Genomic DNA, 14,839 nt, shown 5'->3' with positions numbered 1-14,839 from the left:
GCCGACATGATCGTACGGATCATGGGGGAGGGCCAGGTGAGGCTGGGCGACGCCCACCTCACCGAGCTGAACAAGCTGGACGACGAGCTGCTGGAGGAGATGGAGAGCGGCGACGGCGACGGATTCCGCCGCACGCTCACCGCTCTCCTGGACGCCGTCCGACGGCTCGGCACCCCGCTGCCGGACGACTCGCTGGAACCCTCGGAGCTGATCCTGCCGTCGCCCGACGCGACGCTGGAGGAGGTCCGCGACCTGCTCAGCGACGACGGCCTGATCCCCGGCTGAGCCCCTGCGGGTCAGCTCAGGGTGAACCAGGCGGTCCGGGACTTCTGCCACTCCGGGTGGGTGAGGTCCTTCGCGTCGGTGCCGTCGCCGTAGAGGTCGGCGGCCCCGTCGTCGGTGATCAGCCGCACCCGGGCGCCGGCCGCGGTCAGATCGGGCACGGACACCACGGACTCCCAGCCGCCCGCGTCCGCCGTCGGCAGGTCCAGCACCTTCACCGGCCGGTGCCCGGCGACCCCGTCCCAGGAGTACAGGGCGTACGGGTCGCTGTTGTCGTCGGCGGCCCAGGACCCGGCGACGATCAGATACTGCCCCTGGTCGTTGCGGCGCAGATCCCGCACGGACAGCCCGCCGAGGTCCAGCTCGATCGGGGTGCCGAACGTCGCCTTGGTGCCGCGCGCCACCTCGTCCATGTTGGTGACCGGCACGATCAGCGCCTTCCCGCCGTTCTGCGGCGGCGCCAGCGGGGCGCGGAAGCCGACGTAGGCGGTCGTGGTGGAGCCCGGCGCGAACTCCAGCCCCTCCACGTTGAAGCCGTCGATCTGCTTCGGGGCCTGCCCGGTCGCCGTTCCGGCGGCGAAGCCGTACCGGTCGCCGTTCGCCTCGTCCCAGGCCACCAGGTCGTCACGGAGCCGGTGCCCGGCGGTGCCGAAGGCCAGCCGGGTGGCGGCGCCCGACCCGGAGACGGTGGTCGTGAAGACGGTGTTCCGGTCCGCTCTGTACTCACCGTCCTTGTTGTTGCCCAGCGAGCCCGTCCAGTAGATCGTGTTCCCGACCCGGGCCGCGCCCTCGATGTCGGCCTCCTTGTCCGCGCCCAGCGCGCTGTCGAGGTCCCAGGTCCGCACGGGCGCGCCGGAGGCCGAGCCGTCGTACAGGCGCAGGGTGTTGTCCTCGTCGTTGGCGACGACGAGGTACCCGTCGCCGGCGTCCACGGCTGCGGAGGCGTCCGAGGCGCCGGTGAGATAGCGGGCGTCCGCGCTGTGCTGGACGGCCGGGGACGCCGCGTAGTGCAGGGTCGAGGTGGCCGACTTCCCGCCGAGCCCGGTCACCTTGAGGGTGAGGTCGGTGTAGCCCTGGGCGTGCGCGGTGACGGCGAGGGTGCGGCTGCCGCCGGTGCCGGTGACGCGCACGTCGGAGGGGCCGGCCACGGTGCTCCTGCTGGCGCCTGACGCGGTGACCGTCAGCGCGGAGGCGTCCGCGCCGCTCTGCGCGACGGTCACGGTGACCGTCGGGTCGCCGGTGCTGCCGACGGCCCCGGACAGGTAGGCCGCCGACAGCCTGATCGTGGGGGTGCCGTAGCCGACGGCCCGGGCGGGGCCGGCCAGAGCGGTGCCCGATACGAGCGCGAGCGCGACGGCGGTCCAGAGCGATGAGCTGGGGCGCACGGGAGTGCCTTTCGTCGACGGATGGGGGCGCTGTCGAGGAGAAGGCTGAGCAGGCCCGGCCAACACCGGGCGTCCGAGGTCCGTACCTCTCACGAACAGCATGTGATCCGGAAGCGCGCATGACAACTCGGTGGAGGGGTGGTACGGCGACGATGCTGACCCGGGTCGGCAGGCCCCGTACTGTTCACACCGTGAGCACTCTCGAACGCGCCCGGTGCGGTCTCAAGGCGCACCCGCTGGCGCTGGACGCGGCCCTCGCGGCGGGCGTGCTGCTCTGCATGGTCGCCGGTTCCTTCGCCGTGCCCCGCGAGCACGGCGTCACCTGGGGCGTCCGCACCCCCGCCGTCCTCAGCCTCCTCCTCATGCTGATCGGCGCGGCGGCACTCGTCTTCCGCCGCCGCACCCCCCGCACGGTCCTCGCCGTCACCGGCGCGGTCTCCCTGATCGAGTGCGTCACCGGCGACCCCCGCGCCCCGGTCGCCATGTCCGCCGTCGTCGCCCTGTACACCGTCGCCGCGACCACCGACCGCCCCACCACCTGGCGCCTCGGCCTGCTCACCATGACCGTGCTGACGGCCGCCGCCATGCTCGCCGGCCCGCTGCCCTGGTACGCCCAGGAGAACCTCGGCGTCCTCGCCTGGACCGGCATCGGCGCCACCGCCGGCGACGCCGTACGCAGCCGCCGCGCGGTCGTCCAGGCCATCCGGGACCGCGCGGAACGCGCCGAACGCACGCGCGAGGAGGAGGCCCGCCGCCGGGTCGCCGAGGAGCGGCTGCGCATCGCCCGCGATCTGCACGACGTCGTCGCCCATCACATCGCGCTGGTCAACGTGCAGGCCGGGGTCGCCGCACATGTCATGGACAAGCGGCCCGACCAGGCCAAGGAGGCCCTCGCGCACGTCCGCGAGGCCAGCCGCAGCGCCCTGGGCGAACTCCGCGCCACGGTCGGCCTGCTCCGCCAGTCCGGCGACCCCGAGGCGCCCACCGAACCCGCCCCGGGCCTGAGCCGCCTGGAGGAGCTGGCCGACACCTTCCGCAGCGCCGGCCTGCCGGTGGCCGTGGCCCGCGCCGACCAGGGCACCGAACTCCCCGCCGCCGTCGACCTGGCCGCCTACCGGATCGTCCAGGAGGCCCTGACCAATGTGCGCAAGCACGCGGGCGCCGAGGCCAGGGCCGAGGTGAGCGTCGTCCGCGTGGGCGGCGGCGTGGAGGTCACCGTGATCGACGACGGCGCGGGCGAGGCCGCCGCCCCGGAGGCCGGCGGCGGGCACGGGCTGCTCGGCATGCGCGAGCGGGTCACCGCCCTCGGCGGCACCCTGAGCGCCGGACCCCGCTACGGCGGCGGCTTCCGTGTCCATGCGATCCTGCCGGTCAAGACGACGACGGCCCAGGGGGATCCCGTATGACCATCCGTGTCCTGCTCGCCGACGACCAGGCACTGCTGCGCAGCGCGTTCCGGGTGCTGGTCGACTCCGAGCCTGACATGGAGGTGGTGGGGGAGGCGTCCGACGGCGCGGAGGCGGTACGGATGGCCCGGGAGCTCGGCCCCGACGTCGTCCTCATGGACATCCGGATGCCCGGCACCGACGGCCTCGCCGCCACCCGGCTGATCGGCGCCGACCCGTCCCTCGCCCAGGTCCGCGTGGTCATCCTGACCACCTTCGAGGTCGACGACTACGTCGTCCAGGCGCTGCGCGCGGGCGCCTCCGGCTTCCTCGGCAAGGGCAGCGAGCCGGAGGAGCTGCTGAACGCCATCCGGGTCGCCGCCGGCGGTGAGGCGCTGCTGTCGCCCACCGCGACCAAGGGCCTGATCACCCGCTTCCTCGCCCGGGGCGACGACGGCGACGGCCTCGACCCGGCCCGCTCCGAGCGGCTCGGCTCGCTCACCGGCCGGGAGCGGGAGGTCCTCGTGCAGGTCGCCGGCGGCCACTCCAACGACGAGATCGCCGAGCGCCTCGCGGTCAGCCCGCTGACGGTGAAGACGCACGTCAACCGGGCCATGGCGAAGCTGGGCGCGCGGGACCGGGCGCAGCTCGTCGTGATCGCGTACGAGTCGGGGCTGGTACGTCCGAGGATGGACTGATCTCCACCCGGGCGTACTGCGGCCGGAGTAGGGGCCGGATAAGGAAATGGACCTACGGCCGACAAGAACGCCCGCTGCCATGGCTCAGGGTGGTGGGGTGGTCGCTCATCTGCGCGTCCGCCGCTTCTGCCGCTCACAGAGACGAGATCCTGAACCATGTCCTGGCTGTCCCGATTCAGCCTCGCGCAACGCGCCCTCGTCGGGCTCGTGTCGCTCATCGCGCTCGCCTTCGGGCTGATCGCGATACCCCAGATCAAACAGCAGCTGCTGCCCACCATCGAACTGCCCATGGTGTCGGTGATCGCGCCGTACCAGGGCGCGTCGCCCGACGTGGTCGAGAAGCAGGTCATCGAGCCCATCGAGGACAACCTGCAGGGCGTCGACGGCGTCACCGGCGTCACCTCCACCGCGAGCGAGGGCAACGCCGTGATCATGGCGTCCTTCGACTACGGCAACGACAGCAAGCGGATCGTCTCCGACGTCCAGCAGGCCGTGAACCGGGCCCAGCTGCCGGACGACGTCGACCCGCAGGTCGTGGCCGGCTCCACGGACGACATGCCGACCGTCGTCCTCGCCGTCACCTCGGACAAGGACCAGCAGGCCCTCGCCGACCAGCTCGACACGACGGTCGTACCGGCCCTGAAGGACATCGACGGCGTCGGCCGCGTCCAGGTCATGGGCGTCCGCGACCTCCAGGTCACTGTCACCCCCGACGACGCGAAGCTCGCGCGGGCGGGCCTCACCTCCGCCGCGCTCGGCCAGGCCCTGCAGGCGGGCGGCGCGACCGTCCCGGCCGGCTCCTTCGACGAGGACGGCGCCAACCGGACCGTCCAGGTCGGCGGCGGCTTCACCTCCCTGAAGCAGATCGAGGACCTGAGGGTCACCGGCGAGGGCGACGGCAAGCCCGTGCGCCTCGGTGACGTCGCCACCGTCCAGGAGCGGCCGGCCCCGGCCGACTCCCTCACCCGCACCGACGGGAAGCCCAGCCTCGCCGTCAACGTCACGATGGACCACGACGGCAGCGCGGTCGCCATCTCGGACGCGGTCGAGGACAAGCTGCCCGGCCTGCGCGCGGACCTGGGCTCCGGCGCGAAGCTCACGGTCGTCAGCGACCAGGGCCCGGCCGTGTCCAAGTCCATCAAGGGCCTGACCACGGAGGGCGCGCTCGGCCTGCTCTTCGCCGTCCTGGTGATCCTGGTCTTCCTGGCGTCGGTCCGCTCGACCCTGGTCACCGCGGTGTCCATCCCGCTGTCCGTGGTCCTCGCCCTGCTCGTGCTGTGGACGCGCGACCTGTCGCTGAACATGCTCACGCTGGGCGCGCTGACCATCGCCATCGGCCGGGTCGTCGACGACTCGATCGTGGTCCTGGAGAACATCAAGCGCCACCTCGGCTACGGCGAGGAGCGCAGGGAGGCCATCCTCACCGCGGTGCGCGAGGTGGCCGGCGCGGTCACCTCCTCCACCCTCACCACGGTCGCCGTGTTCCTGCCGATCGGCCTGGTCGGCGGCATGGTGGGCGCCCTGTTCGGCTCGTTCAGCATCACGGTGACGGCGGCCCTGCTGGCCTCCCTCCTCGTCTCGCTGACGGTCGTGCCGGTCCTGTCGTACTGGTTCCTGCGCGCCCCGAAGGGCACCCCCGAGGACGCGGCGCAGGCCCGCCGGGTGGCCGAGGAGAAGGAGGCGCGCAGCCGTCTGCAGCGCGCGTACGTGCCCGTGCTGCGCTTCGCGACGCGCCGCCGGCTCACCAGCGTGCTCATCGCGATCGTCGTCCTGGTCGTCACGTTCGGCATGTCCGGCCTGCTGAAGACGAACTTCTTCGACCAGGGCGAGCAGGAGGTCCTCACCGTCAAGCAGGAGCTGAAGCCCGGCACCAGCCTGGCCGCCACCGACGCCGAGGCCAAGCGGGTGGAGAAGCTGCTCGCCGGCACCGAGGGCGTCAAGGACTACCAGGTCACCGTCGGCTCCTCCGGCTTCATGGCGGCCTTCGGCGGCGGCACGGACAGCAACCAGGCGTCGTACCAGGTGATGCTGGAGGACTCCGCGTCCTACGACGACGTCCAACGGCACATCGAGGACGGCCTGAAGAAGCTGAAGGGCATCGGTACGACCACCGTGTCGGCCGGTGACGGCTTCGGCAACCAGGACCTGAGCGTCGTGGTGAAGGCGTCCGACCCGCGGGTGCTGCACACCGCGGCGGAGCAGGTCCGCTCCACGGTCGCCGGCCTCGACCACGTCACGGACGTCACCAGCGACCTCGCGCAGAGCGTGCCGCGGATCTCGGTCAAGGCCAACGCCAAGGCGGCGGCCGCCGGGTTCGACGACCAGAAGCTGGGCGCCGCGGTGGCGCAGGCCGTGCGCGGTACGACGGCGGCCAAGGCGATCCTCGACGACACCGAGCGGGATGTCGTCGTGCGGTCGGCGAAGCCCGCGACCACGCTGGCCCAGCTGAAGAACCTGCGCCTCGGCCCGGTGAAGCTCGGCGACATCGCCACGGTGAAGCTGGTCGACGGCCCGGTCTCCATGACCCGGATCGACGGTCAGCGCGCCGCCACGATCAGCGCCAAGCCGACGGGTGACAACACGGGCGCGATCAGCGCCAAGCTCCAGTCGAAGATCAAGGCCCTGAAGCTCCCGGCGGGCGCCACGGCCGAGATCGGCGGTGTCAGCTCCGACCAGGACGACGCGTTCAAGAACCTGGGCCTGGCGATGCTGGCGGCCATCGCGATCGTCTTCATGCTGCTGGTCGGCACCTTCCGCTCGCTCGCCCAGCCGCTGATCCTGCTGGTCTCCATACCCTTCGCGGCGACGGGCGCGATCGGTCTGCTGATCGCCACCGGCACCCCGATGGGCGTGCCCGCGATGATCGGCATGCTGATGCTGATCGGCATCGTGGTGACCAACGCGATCGTGCTGATCGACCTGATCAACCAGTACCGCGGACAGGGCTACGGCGTGGTGGAAGCCGTGATCGAGGGCGGCCGGCACCGGCTCCGCCCGATCCTGATGACGGCGCTGGCGACGATCTTCGCCCTGCTCCCCATGGCGCTGGGCGTCACCGGCGAGGGCGGCTTCATCGCCCAGCCCCTGGCCGTGGTCGTGATCGGCGGTCTGATCAGCTCGACCCTGCTGACCCTCCTCCTCGTCCCGACGCTCTACGCGATGCTGGAGCTCCGCAAGGAGCGCCGGGCGAAGAAGCGGGCGGCGAAGCGGCAGCCGACGGCGGAGAAGACGCCGGAGCCGGCCGGAGTGTGAGGCATGAGAAAGGGCCGGGTCCCGTCCGGGACCCGGCCCTTCGTGTGCTCGTTACGGAAGAGCCAGCATCCGCTCCAGCGCCAGCTTGGCGAACGCCTCCGTCTCCTTGTCGACCTCGATGCGGTTGACCAGGTTGCCCTCGGCCAGCGACTCCAGCGCCCAGACCAGGTGGGGCAGGTCGATGCGGTTCATGGTCGAGCAGAAGCAGACCGTCTTGTCGAGGAAGACGATCTCCTTGCCCTCGGGCGCGAAACGGTTCGCCAGGCGGCGGACCAGGTTCAGCTCCGTACCGATGGCCCACTTCGAGCCGGCCGGGGCCGCCTCCAGGGCCTTGATGATGTACTCGGTCGAACCGACGTAGTCCGCCGCGGCGACGACCTCGTGCTTGCACTCGGGGTGCACCAGGACGTTCACGCCGGGGATGCGCTCGCGCACGTCGTTCACCGAGTCGAGGCTGAAGCGGCCGTGGACCGAGCAGTGCCCGCGCCACAGGATCATCTTCGCGGCCCGCAGCTCGTCGGCCGTCAGGCCGCCGTTCGGCTTGTGCGGGTTGTAGACCACGCAGTCGTCCAGGGACATGCCCATGTCGCGGACGGCGGTGTTGCGGCCCAGGTGCTGGTCCGGCAGGAAGAGCACCTTCTCGCCCTGCTCGAAGGCCCAGTCCAGGGCGCGCTTGGCGTTGGACGAGGTGCAGATGGTGCCGCCGTGCTTGCCGGTGAACGCCTTGATGTCGGCCGAGGAGTTCATGTACGAGACGGGGACCACCTGCTCGGCGATGCCCGCCTCGGTCAGCACGTCCCAGCACTCGGCGACCTGCTCGGCCGTGGCCATGTCGGCCATGGAGCAGCCGGCGGCGAGGTCGGGGAGGACGACCTTCTGGTCGTCGGACGTCAGGATGTCCGCCGACTCGGCCATGAAGTGCACACCGCAGAAGACGATGTACTCGGCCTCCGGGCGCGCGGCCGCGTCCCGGGCCAGCTTGAAGGAGTCGCCCGTGACGTCGGCGAACTGGATGACCTCGTCGCGCTGGTAGTGGTGGCCGAGCACGAACACCTTGTCGCCGAGCTTCTCCTTGGCCGCGCGGGCGCGCTCGACCAGATCGGGGTCGGAGGGAGACGGCAGGTCACCGGGACACTCGACGCCCCGCTCGCTCTTCGGGTCGGCCTCACGGCCGAGCAGCAGCAGGGCGAGCGGAGACGGCTGTACGTCGAGCTCCGGGGTCTGGGCGGTGGTCACGACACGCACCCTTTCTACTTTTCGTCTAACTGACGCTATCTATCATAACTGGTTCACGTCACTTTGACGATGGCCATAGCGTCGATGTGACGTGAATCCCGCCGGGTCCCGCTCCCGGCCGCTGTCCGCCTCACGGGCCATGTGCGAGCATGAAGAGGAAGGAAAACGCGAAAACGCGAATGCCCGGCCCGGAATGAATCCGCGGAAGCGCCGGTTGCACTCGTCGGCAAGCAGTCTCCGTACAACCCGGGAGAGATGTAGATGTCCGTATCGGACGAGACCACCACCGTCACCGACGGCATCATCCTGACCGACGCCGCCGCGGCCAAGGTCAAGGCCCTGCTCGACCAGGAAGGCCGCGACGACCTCGCGCTGCGCGTCGCCGTCCAGCCCGGCGGCTGCTCCGGCCTGCGCTACCAGCTCTTCTTCGACGAGCGCTCGCTCGACGGCGACGTGGTGAAGGACTTCGGCGGGGTCAAGGTCGTCACCGACCGCATGAGCGCTCCCTACCTGGGCGGCGCCACCGTCGACTTCGTGGACACGATCGAGAAGCAGGGCTTCACGATCGACAACCCGAACGCGACCGGCTCCTGCGCCTGCGGCGACTCCTTCAGCTGAGCCGACACCGGACGCGAACGAGGCGGCGGTCCCCTTCCGGGGGCCGCCGCCTCGGCGTTTCCAACCTCTAGCGCGGCTGCGCCGACGCGTCGGGCCGCAGCGAGCCCGGCTTCGCCTTCGGGACCGCCTTGCCGTCCGTACCGACCACCGTCCGCCCGTCCAGCGGCGCGTCCAGCGTCACGGTCTTCACATATTCCCTGGCGATCAGGATGCACACCCGGCCCGGCCAGGGCTTCTCGGTGACCGTCACCGTCACCCGGCCACCGCTCTCCCCGGCCGAGGTCCTGTAGTCGGCGCACACCCCGCCGTAGAAGCTCAGGTTCAGGGTCCGCCCGTCGGCCGTGTAGGAGGTCACCTTCACGCTCCGGCTCTTCCCGGGCGTCCCGGACGGCTGCGGAGCCGAGGGCGTGGGCGCGGACGCCGAGGTCAGGTACTTCGGGTCGACCGCCGGATACGTCACCGTGAAGGCGCCGCCCGACCCGGACCCGTCCACCTGGAACAGCCAGGACGGCACCAGCGTCTGCCGGCCGCCGACGGAGTGCGCGGCCAGCCCGAACACCGCCTTCTCGACCGTGACCGTCCTGGCCGCCGGCTTCGGCGTCCCCGTGGACGCGCCGCACGGCTGCTCCAGCCGGTCCTTCAGCGGCACCGGGCCGGCGCATCCGCCGATGCCCATGCGGTGGTCGCCCTTCGCCGCCCCGTTCATCAGCTCCAGCGTCTTCGCCGCGCCCAGCACGGGGTACGTGTCGCCCTTCACCGGCGTGGCCAGCAGCCCGTGGCCGCCGACCAGCTCGCCCTTGCGGCCGACGGTCAGACCGGTCGTCCAGCCGTACGTGGGCAGGTGGCCGACCACCGGATCGGCGTTGACCACCCGCTGGGCGCCCATGATCTGGCTGGCGTCGATCTTCGCGTCGTCCAGCCCCGCCGCCTTCAGCACCGGCGCCGCCGCCCGCTCGGCCTCGGCCACGCTCACCGGGTCACCGGCCGGAGCGGCGGGGTCGTGCGTGCAGACGGTCACCTTCCGGCAGTTGTCGGTGCCGGGCGCGTACCGGTCGTAGGTCCAGCTGCCCGGCGCGTCCCGGTTCACCAGGAGGCTCGGCCCGGAGCCGTCCTGGCCGCCCACCCGCCAGGTCCGCCCCTCGGCCACCGGCGTCCCGTCGACCCCGAGCGCCTTCGCCAGCCGGGTCACCTGCTCCCGGCCCACCTCGGCCCCCGGCTCGTACACCGGTGCCGAACCCGGCCCGTCCGGCAGTTCGCCCCGTGCCACGTACCGGGCGCCGTACGGGTCCGGCTCACCGGGCGCGACACCGCCGGTGCCTGTGCCGCCGGCAGCCCAGCCGTCCAGGGCGAGCCGTGGGGGAGTGGCCCCGTCGGCCCCGGCGGTCGTGGCCGTCCCGCCGCTCGTGGCGAGATAGGCGCCGCCGATGCCGATCAGCAGGACGGCCACGGTGGTGACAGCGATGACGAGGTTCCGTCGACCACGCGTCTGCCTCGGTTCCGCCGTTGTCGACTGCGGGTCCGTGGTGGGCTGGTCGCGCAGTTCCCCGCGCCCCTTCGGGGCACCGGAGTTCTCAGGCCGCTCGGTGTTCACCGCATCGCTCCTCGCTCGGTCATGGGGGACGGCGATGGGACGCGGGAGGGGAGTGCACGGTTCCCCGGCGCGCGCCCGGAGGTCGCGCGCCGGGTCACACCCGGCGGATCAGTCGCCGTAGTCCGACATCGCGTCCAGCAGCCGCGCGGACCGCACCGGCACCTTCACCCCGTGGATGAGGGACGGCGGCACCGGCCGGGACTCGGCGTGCTCCGGGACCGCCCAGTGCGGAGCCATCCGGGCGCAGTCGCCGCGCAGCGCGGCGAGATCGCCGTCGAGGTCGGCCGGAGCGGGGGAGGTGACCCTGAGGTTCGTCATGACGGAACCGTAGGCACGGCCCGGGCGGCGAAGAAAGATCTACTATCGGGTAGTTTTGCCAGCTTCAGCGGCTGCCCGGGAACGGGTAGCGTGAACTGTCAATCCAGCCTCCCGCAGGAGAATGCCTGTCGTGCGCATCGCAGTCACCGGCTCCATCGCCACCGACCACCTCATGACCTTCCCCGGCCGCTTCGCCGACCAGTTCGTCGCGGACCAGCTGCACACGGTTTCGCTCTCCTTCCTGGTCGACAACCTCGACGTCCGCCGTGGCGGCGTGGCCGCCAACATCGCCTTCGGCATGGGTCAGCTCGGCACCGCGCCGATCCTGGTCGGCGCCGCCGGCTTCGACTTCGACGAGTACCGGGCCTGGCTCGACCGGCACGGTGTGGACACCGACTCGGTCCGCATCTCCGAGACGCTGCACACCGCCCGCTTCGTGTGCACCACGGACGCCGACCACAACCAGATCGGCTCCTTCTACACCGGCGCGATGAGCGAGGCCCGCCTCATCGAGCTGAAGACCGTCGCCGACCGCGTGGGCGGCCTCGACCTGGTCCTCATCGGCGCCGACGACCCTGAGGCGATGCTCCGCCACACGGAGGAGTGCCGCTCCCGGAAGATCCCGTTCGCCGCCGACTTCTCCCAGCAGATCGCCCGGATGGAGGGCGAGGAGATCCGGATACTGCTGGACGGGGCGACGTACCTGTTCTCCAACGAGTACGAGAAGGGCCTGATCGAGTCCAAGACCGGCTGGACCGACGCCGAGATCCTGGCCAGGGTCGGCCACCGGGTCACCACGCTCGGCTCGCGTGGCGTGCTCATCGAGCGGACCGGCGAGGACCCGATCGAGGTCGGCTGCCCGGAGGAGGAGCGCAAGGCCGACCCCACGGGTGTCGGCGACGCCTTCCGCGCGGGATTCCTGTCGGGACTGGCCTGGGGTGTCTCGCTTGAGCGCGCTGCTCAGGTGGGGTGCATGCTGGCGACGCTCGTCATCGAGACGGTCGGCACGCAGGAGTACCAGCTGCGGCGGGGACACTTCATGGAGCGGTTCACCAAGGCGTACGGGGACGCCGCCGCGGAAGAGGTGCAGGCCCACCTCCGCTGACACGACCGTTCGTCCGCCGGGAGCGCGCCCCTTCGGAGGCCTCGCTCCCGGCGCCCGCTCAGCTCACCCGGCGTACCAGGTACGCCGTACCCCGCTCCGCCGGCTCCTCCCCGACGTACTCCTGCCCCCGCATCTCGCACCACGCCGGGATGTCCAGCCGGGCGGCCTCGTCGTCGGACAGGACCCGGACGACCCCGCCCACCGGCACGTCCGCGAACACCTTCGCCAGTTCGATGACCGGGATGGGGCACCGCTTGCCGAGGGAGTCCACGACCAGTTCCTCGGCGCGGACCGCGGTCACGGGGGCCGGCGCGCCCAGCTTCTCCCGGACGCCGCTCACCGCCCCCGGCAGCACCTCCAGGAACCGCTCCACGTCCGCCTCGGCCGTCCCCATCGGCAGGGAGACCCGTACGTTCCCCTCGCTCAGCACCCCCATCGCCTTCAGGACATGGCTCGGTGTCAGCGTGCTGCTCGTGCAGGAGGAGCCGGAGGAGACGGAGAAGTCCGCCCGGTCCAGCTCGTGCAGCAGGGCCTCGCCGTCGACGTAGAGGCAGGAGAAGGTGACGATCCCGGGCAGCCGGCGCTCGGGGTCGCCGACCACCTCCACGTCCGGCACCAGCTCCGGCACCCGTGCCCGGATCCGCTCCGTCAGCTCCCGCAGCCGTACCGCCTCCTGGGCCGCCTCGGCCCGCACCGCCCGCAGGGAGGCCACGGCCGCCACGATCGCCGGGATGTTCTCGAACCCGGGCATCCGGCCCGACTCCCGCTCGTCCACCGGCCGTTGGGCGACGAACCGCACCCCCTTGCGCACGACGAGCAGCCCGACCCCGGACGGCCCGCCCCACTTGTGCGCACTGGCCGCCAGCAGCGACCAGTCGCCCTCGACCGGCCCCCAGCCGAGCGACTGCGCCGCGTCCACCAGCAACGGCACCCCGGCCGCCCGGCACACCTCGGCCACTTCGGCCACCGGCTGCACGGTGCCCACCTCGTGGTTGGCCGACTGAAGGCAGGCCAGCGCGGTGTCCGCGCGGAGCGCGTCCGCGTACCCCGAGGGGTCGACGGCTCCGGAACGGCTGACGGCCACCTGGGTGACGCTCCCGCCCTCCGCCTCGAACACCTCCGCCGAATGGAGGACGGAGGAGTGTTCGACGGACGACACGATCAGGTGGCGTCCCACCCGCCGCCGCCCGGCCAACGCCCCCGCGACACCCATGTGCAGGGCCCGCGTTCCGGAGGGGGTGAACACCACCTCGTCGGCCCGGCAGCCGACGGCCTCGGCAGCCGCCTCCCGCGAGGCGTCCAGCAGCATCCGCGCCTTGCGTCCCTCCCGGTAGAGCCGTGCCGGATCGGCCCATCCCTCATCCAAAGAGGCCAACAGCGCCTGACGGGCAACGGGATGGAGAGGAACGGCGGAGGCAGCGTCAAAGTAGGCCATACAGCAACGTTAAGACCCCGGCCGAGGCAGCCGACCCAGGGGCGCGGGGAACTGCGCGACCAGCCACAACGCACCCGCAGCCGCCAATCAAGCGAACCACCCCACCCAGTAGGCACCCCTCCCCGCGAACCCTCGGAGAGGGTGGGCTAGGGTTTGGTCCGCATAAACATCCAAACCCCTGCCCGACGCAGGGCGGCGACCGACCAGCGAGAAGGCCGCAGCCGACCGCGCGGGCGAGACTCTCGGGAAGGCGCTACGTGAGTCCCAACGGCTCCGACCGCTCGCCGCGGCGCCCGATGCGGCGGAAGCTGCTGCAGGCACTGACCGCGGGCCTGGTCCTGGCGACCGCAACCGGTTGCACATACAAGGACTTCCCCCGCCTTGGCATGCCCACCCCGACCACGGAAGAGGCTCCGCGGATCCTCTCCCTGTGGCAGGGCTCCTGGGCCGCTGCGCTGGCCACCGGCGTGCTGGTGTGGGGCCTGATCCTGTGGAGCGCCATCTTCCACCGGCGCAGCCGCACCAAGGTCGAGGTTCCTCCGCAGACTCGGTACAACATGCCGATCGAGGCCCTGTACACGGTGGTCCCGATCATCATCATCTCGGTGCTCTTCTACTTCACGGCCCGGGACGAGTCGAAGCTCCTCAGCCTCACCGACAAGAAGCCCGACGTCACGGTCAACGTGGTCGGCTTCCAGTGGAGCTGGGGCTTCAACTACGTCGAGGACGTCCCCGGTGTCCCCGGCGATGCCAAGACCGACAAGAACCTGGACGCCATCCCGGACCGGTTCAAGAAGGAATTCAAGGCGAACGCCGGCGGCGTCTACGACGTCGGCACGCCCGGCACGCGGAACCCGCAGACGAACAACCCCGGTCCGACGCTCTGGCTCCCCAAGGGCAAGACCGTCCGCTTCGTCCTGACCTCGCGTGACGTCATCCACTCCTTCTGGGTGGTGCCGTTCCTCATGAAGCAGGACGTCATCCCGGGCCACACCAACGCCTTCCAGGTGACCCCCAACAAGGAGGGCACCTTCCTCGGCAAGTGCGCCGAGCTCTGCGGCGTCGACCACTCCCGGATGCTGTTCAACGTGAAGGTCGTCTCCCCCGAGCGTTACGAGCAGCACCTCAAGGACCTCGCCAAGAAGGGGCAGACCGGTTACATTCCCGCCGGCATCGCGCAGACGCCGCACGAGAAGAACCGGGAGACGAACAACCTGTGAGCATCCTCAACGAACCCCAGGGTGCCGCGGCAGCTGAGGACTCGTACGAGAACGAGCTGCCGGTCAGGCGCAAGCAGCCCGGCAATGTCGTGGTGAAGTGGCTGACGACCACCGACCACAAGACGATCGGCACGCTGTATCTGGCGACGTCGTTCGCGTTCTTCCTGATCGGCGGCGTGATGGCGCTGCTCATGCGCGCCGAGCTGGCCCGCCCGGGCATGCAGATCATGTCGAACGAGCAGTTCAACCAGGCGTTCACGATGCACGGCACCGTGATGCTGCTGATGTTCGCCACCCCGCTGTTCGCCGGTTTC

Annotated in this window: 13 protein-coding genes; 8 read left to right on the top strand and 5 right to left on the bottom strand. The window is 71.3% G+C overall.

Features of this window, described 5'->3' with window-relative positions; translation table 11 throughout:
• Nucleotides 1-6: 6 nt before the first annotated feature.
• Entirely contained in the window at nt 7-285 is a 279-nt protein-coding gene (locus tag ABZ937_RS39850; protein ID WP_361699768.1) for a hypothetical protein, read from the top strand.
• Nucleotides 286-296: 11 nt separating this feature from the next.
• Here ABZ937_RS39850 and ABZ937_RS39845 read toward each other — a convergent pair whose 3' ends face one another.
• Complete coding sequence (locus ABZ937_RS39845) at nt 297-1,667, bottom strand: hypothetical protein (RefSeq protein ID WP_361699766.1); 1,371 nt, start codon at nt 1,665-1,667, stop codon at nt 297-299.
• Between the two features lie 191 nt (nt 1,668-1,858).
• Between ABZ937_RS39845 and ABZ937_RS39840 the strand changes: the two genes are divergently transcribed.
• The 3 genes from ABZ937_RS39840 (at nt 1,859) to ABZ937_RS39830 (ending at nt 7,002) form a co-directional block, all read left to right on the top strand.
• Nucleotides 1,859-3,073 (top strand): histidine kinase, encoded by a 1,215-nt coding sequence (locus tag ABZ937_RS39840; protein ID WP_361699764.1) that lies wholly within the window; start codon nt 1,859-1,861, stop codon nt 3,071-3,073.
• Nucleotides 3,070-3,750 carry a response regulator transcription factor gene (locus ABZ937_RS39835; protein ID WP_361699762.1) on the top strand — a complete coding sequence of 227 codons (681 nt, stop codon included), beginning with the start codon at nt 3,070-3,072 and terminating at the stop codon, nt 3,748-3,750. The genes ABZ937_RS39840 and ABZ937_RS39835 overlap by 4 nt, the downstream gene beginning before the upstream one ends.
• A gap of 156 nt (nt 3,751-3,906) precedes the next feature.
• A complete protein-coding gene (locus tag ABZ937_RS39830) occupies nt 3,907-7,002 on the top strand; it encodes an efflux RND transporter permease subunit (RefSeq protein ID WP_361699760.1) in 3,096 nt (1,031 codons plus the stop codon).
• A 51-nt stretch (nt 7,003-7,053) separates the two neighbouring features.
• Here ABZ937_RS39830 and nadA read toward each other — a convergent pair whose 3' ends face one another.
• On the bottom strand, nt 7,054-8,238 hold the full coding sequence (nadA, locus tag ABZ937_RS39825) for a quinolinate synthase NadA (protein ID WP_268695422.1): 1,185 nt from the start codon (nt 8,236-8,238) through the stop codon (nt 7,054-7,056).
• Nucleotides 8,239-8,499: 261 nt separating this feature from the next.
• Between nadA and ABZ937_RS39820 the strand changes: the two genes are divergently transcribed.
• The gene (locus ABZ937_RS39820; protein ID WP_030340884.1) at nt 8,500-8,856 is read left to right on the top strand and encodes an iron-sulfur cluster assembly accessory protein; all 357 of its coding nucleotides are present in this window, start codon (nt 8,500-8,502) and stop codon (nt 8,854-8,856) included.
• A 67-nt stretch (nt 8,857-8,923) separates the two neighbouring features.
• Here the strand turns inward: ABZ937_RS39820 and ABZ937_RS39815 are convergent, their stop codons facing one another.
• Both ABZ937_RS39815 and ABZ937_RS39810 read right to left on the bottom strand, forming a co-directional pair.
• Nucleotides 8,924-10,447 (bottom strand): hypothetical protein, encoded by a 1,524-nt coding sequence (locus ABZ937_RS39815; RefSeq protein ID WP_361699757.1) that lies wholly within the window; start codon nt 10,445-10,447, stop codon nt 8,924-8,926.
• 108 nt (nt 10,448-10,555) lie between these two features.
• Nucleotides 10,556-10,765, bottom strand: coding sequence for a hypothetical protein (locus ABZ937_RS39810; protein ID WP_361699755.1), 210 nt, complete (start codon nt 10,763-10,765; stop codon nt 10,556-10,558).
• 130 nt (nt 10,766-10,895) lie between these two features.
• Here ABZ937_RS39810 and ABZ937_RS39805 point away from each other — a divergent pair, with 130 nt between their 5' ends.
• Nucleotides 10,896-11,870, top strand: coding sequence for a carbohydrate kinase family protein (locus tag ABZ937_RS39805; RefSeq protein ID WP_361699753.1), 975 nt, complete (start codon nt 10,896-10,898; stop codon nt 11,868-11,870).
• A 58-nt stretch (nt 11,871-11,928) separates the two neighbouring features.
• Here the strand turns inward: ABZ937_RS39805 and ABZ937_RS39800 are convergent, their stop codons facing one another.
• Nucleotides 11,929-13,305, bottom strand: a complete 1,377-nt coding sequence (locus ABZ937_RS39800) for an aminotransferase class V-fold PLP-dependent enzyme (RefSeq protein ID WP_361699751.1) — start codon at nt 13,303-13,305, stop codon at nt 11,929-11,931.
• Nucleotides 13,306-13,562: 257 nt separating this feature from the next.
• Here ABZ937_RS39800 and coxB point away from each other — a divergent pair, with 257 nt between their 5' ends.
• Both coxB and ABZ937_RS39790 read left to right on the top strand, forming a co-directional pair.
• Complete coding sequence (coxB, locus tag ABZ937_RS39795; protein ID WP_361699749.1) at nt 13,563-14,525, top strand: cytochrome c oxidase subunit II; 963 nt, start codon at nt 13,563-13,565, stop codon at nt 14,523-14,525.
• A partial coding sequence (locus ABZ937_RS39790) for a cbb3-type cytochrome c oxidase subunit I (RefSeq protein WP_361699747.1) occupies nt 14,522-14,839 on the top strand: 318 nt, incomplete at its 3' end. The genes coxB and ABZ937_RS39790, both read left to right, overlap by 4 nt.

This window comes from Streptomyces sp. NPDC046727, from assembly GCF_040645635.1.
GTDB lineage: Bacteria > Actinomycetota > Actinomycetes > Streptomycetales > Streptomycetaceae > Streptomyces.
The sequence above is the reverse complement of the archived record's forward strand: the minus strand, read 5'-3'. Positions and strand labels throughout refer to the sequence as shown.

What these genes read in the sequence shown, in the direction of transcription:
- ABZ937_RS39850 (WP_361699768.1), top strand. Translation starts at nt 7, where the DNA reads ATGATCGTACGGATCATGGGGGAGGGCCAGGTGAGGCTGGGCGACGCC.
- ABZ937_RS39810 (WP_361699755.1), bottom strand. Translation starts at nt 10,765, where the DNA reads ATGACGAACCTCAGGGTCACCTCCCCCGCTCCGGCCGACCTCGACGGC.
- ABZ937_RS39830 (WP_361699760.1), top strand. Translation starts at nt 3,907, where the DNA reads ATGTCCTGGCTGTCCCGATTCAGCCTCGCGCAACGCGCCCTCGTCGGG.
- ABZ937_RS39835 (WP_361699762.1), top strand. Translation starts at nt 3,070, where the DNA reads ATGACCATCCGTGTCCTGCTCGCCGACGACCAGGCACTGCTGCGCAGC.
- ABZ937_RS39800 (WP_361699751.1), bottom strand. Translation starts at nt 13,305, where the DNA reads ATGGCCTACTTTGACGCTGCCTCCGCCGTTCCTCTCCATCCCGTTGCC.
- ABZ937_RS39820 (WP_030340884.1), top strand. Translation starts at nt 8,500, where the DNA reads ATGTCCGTATCGGACGAGACCACCACCGTCACCGACGGCATCATCCTG.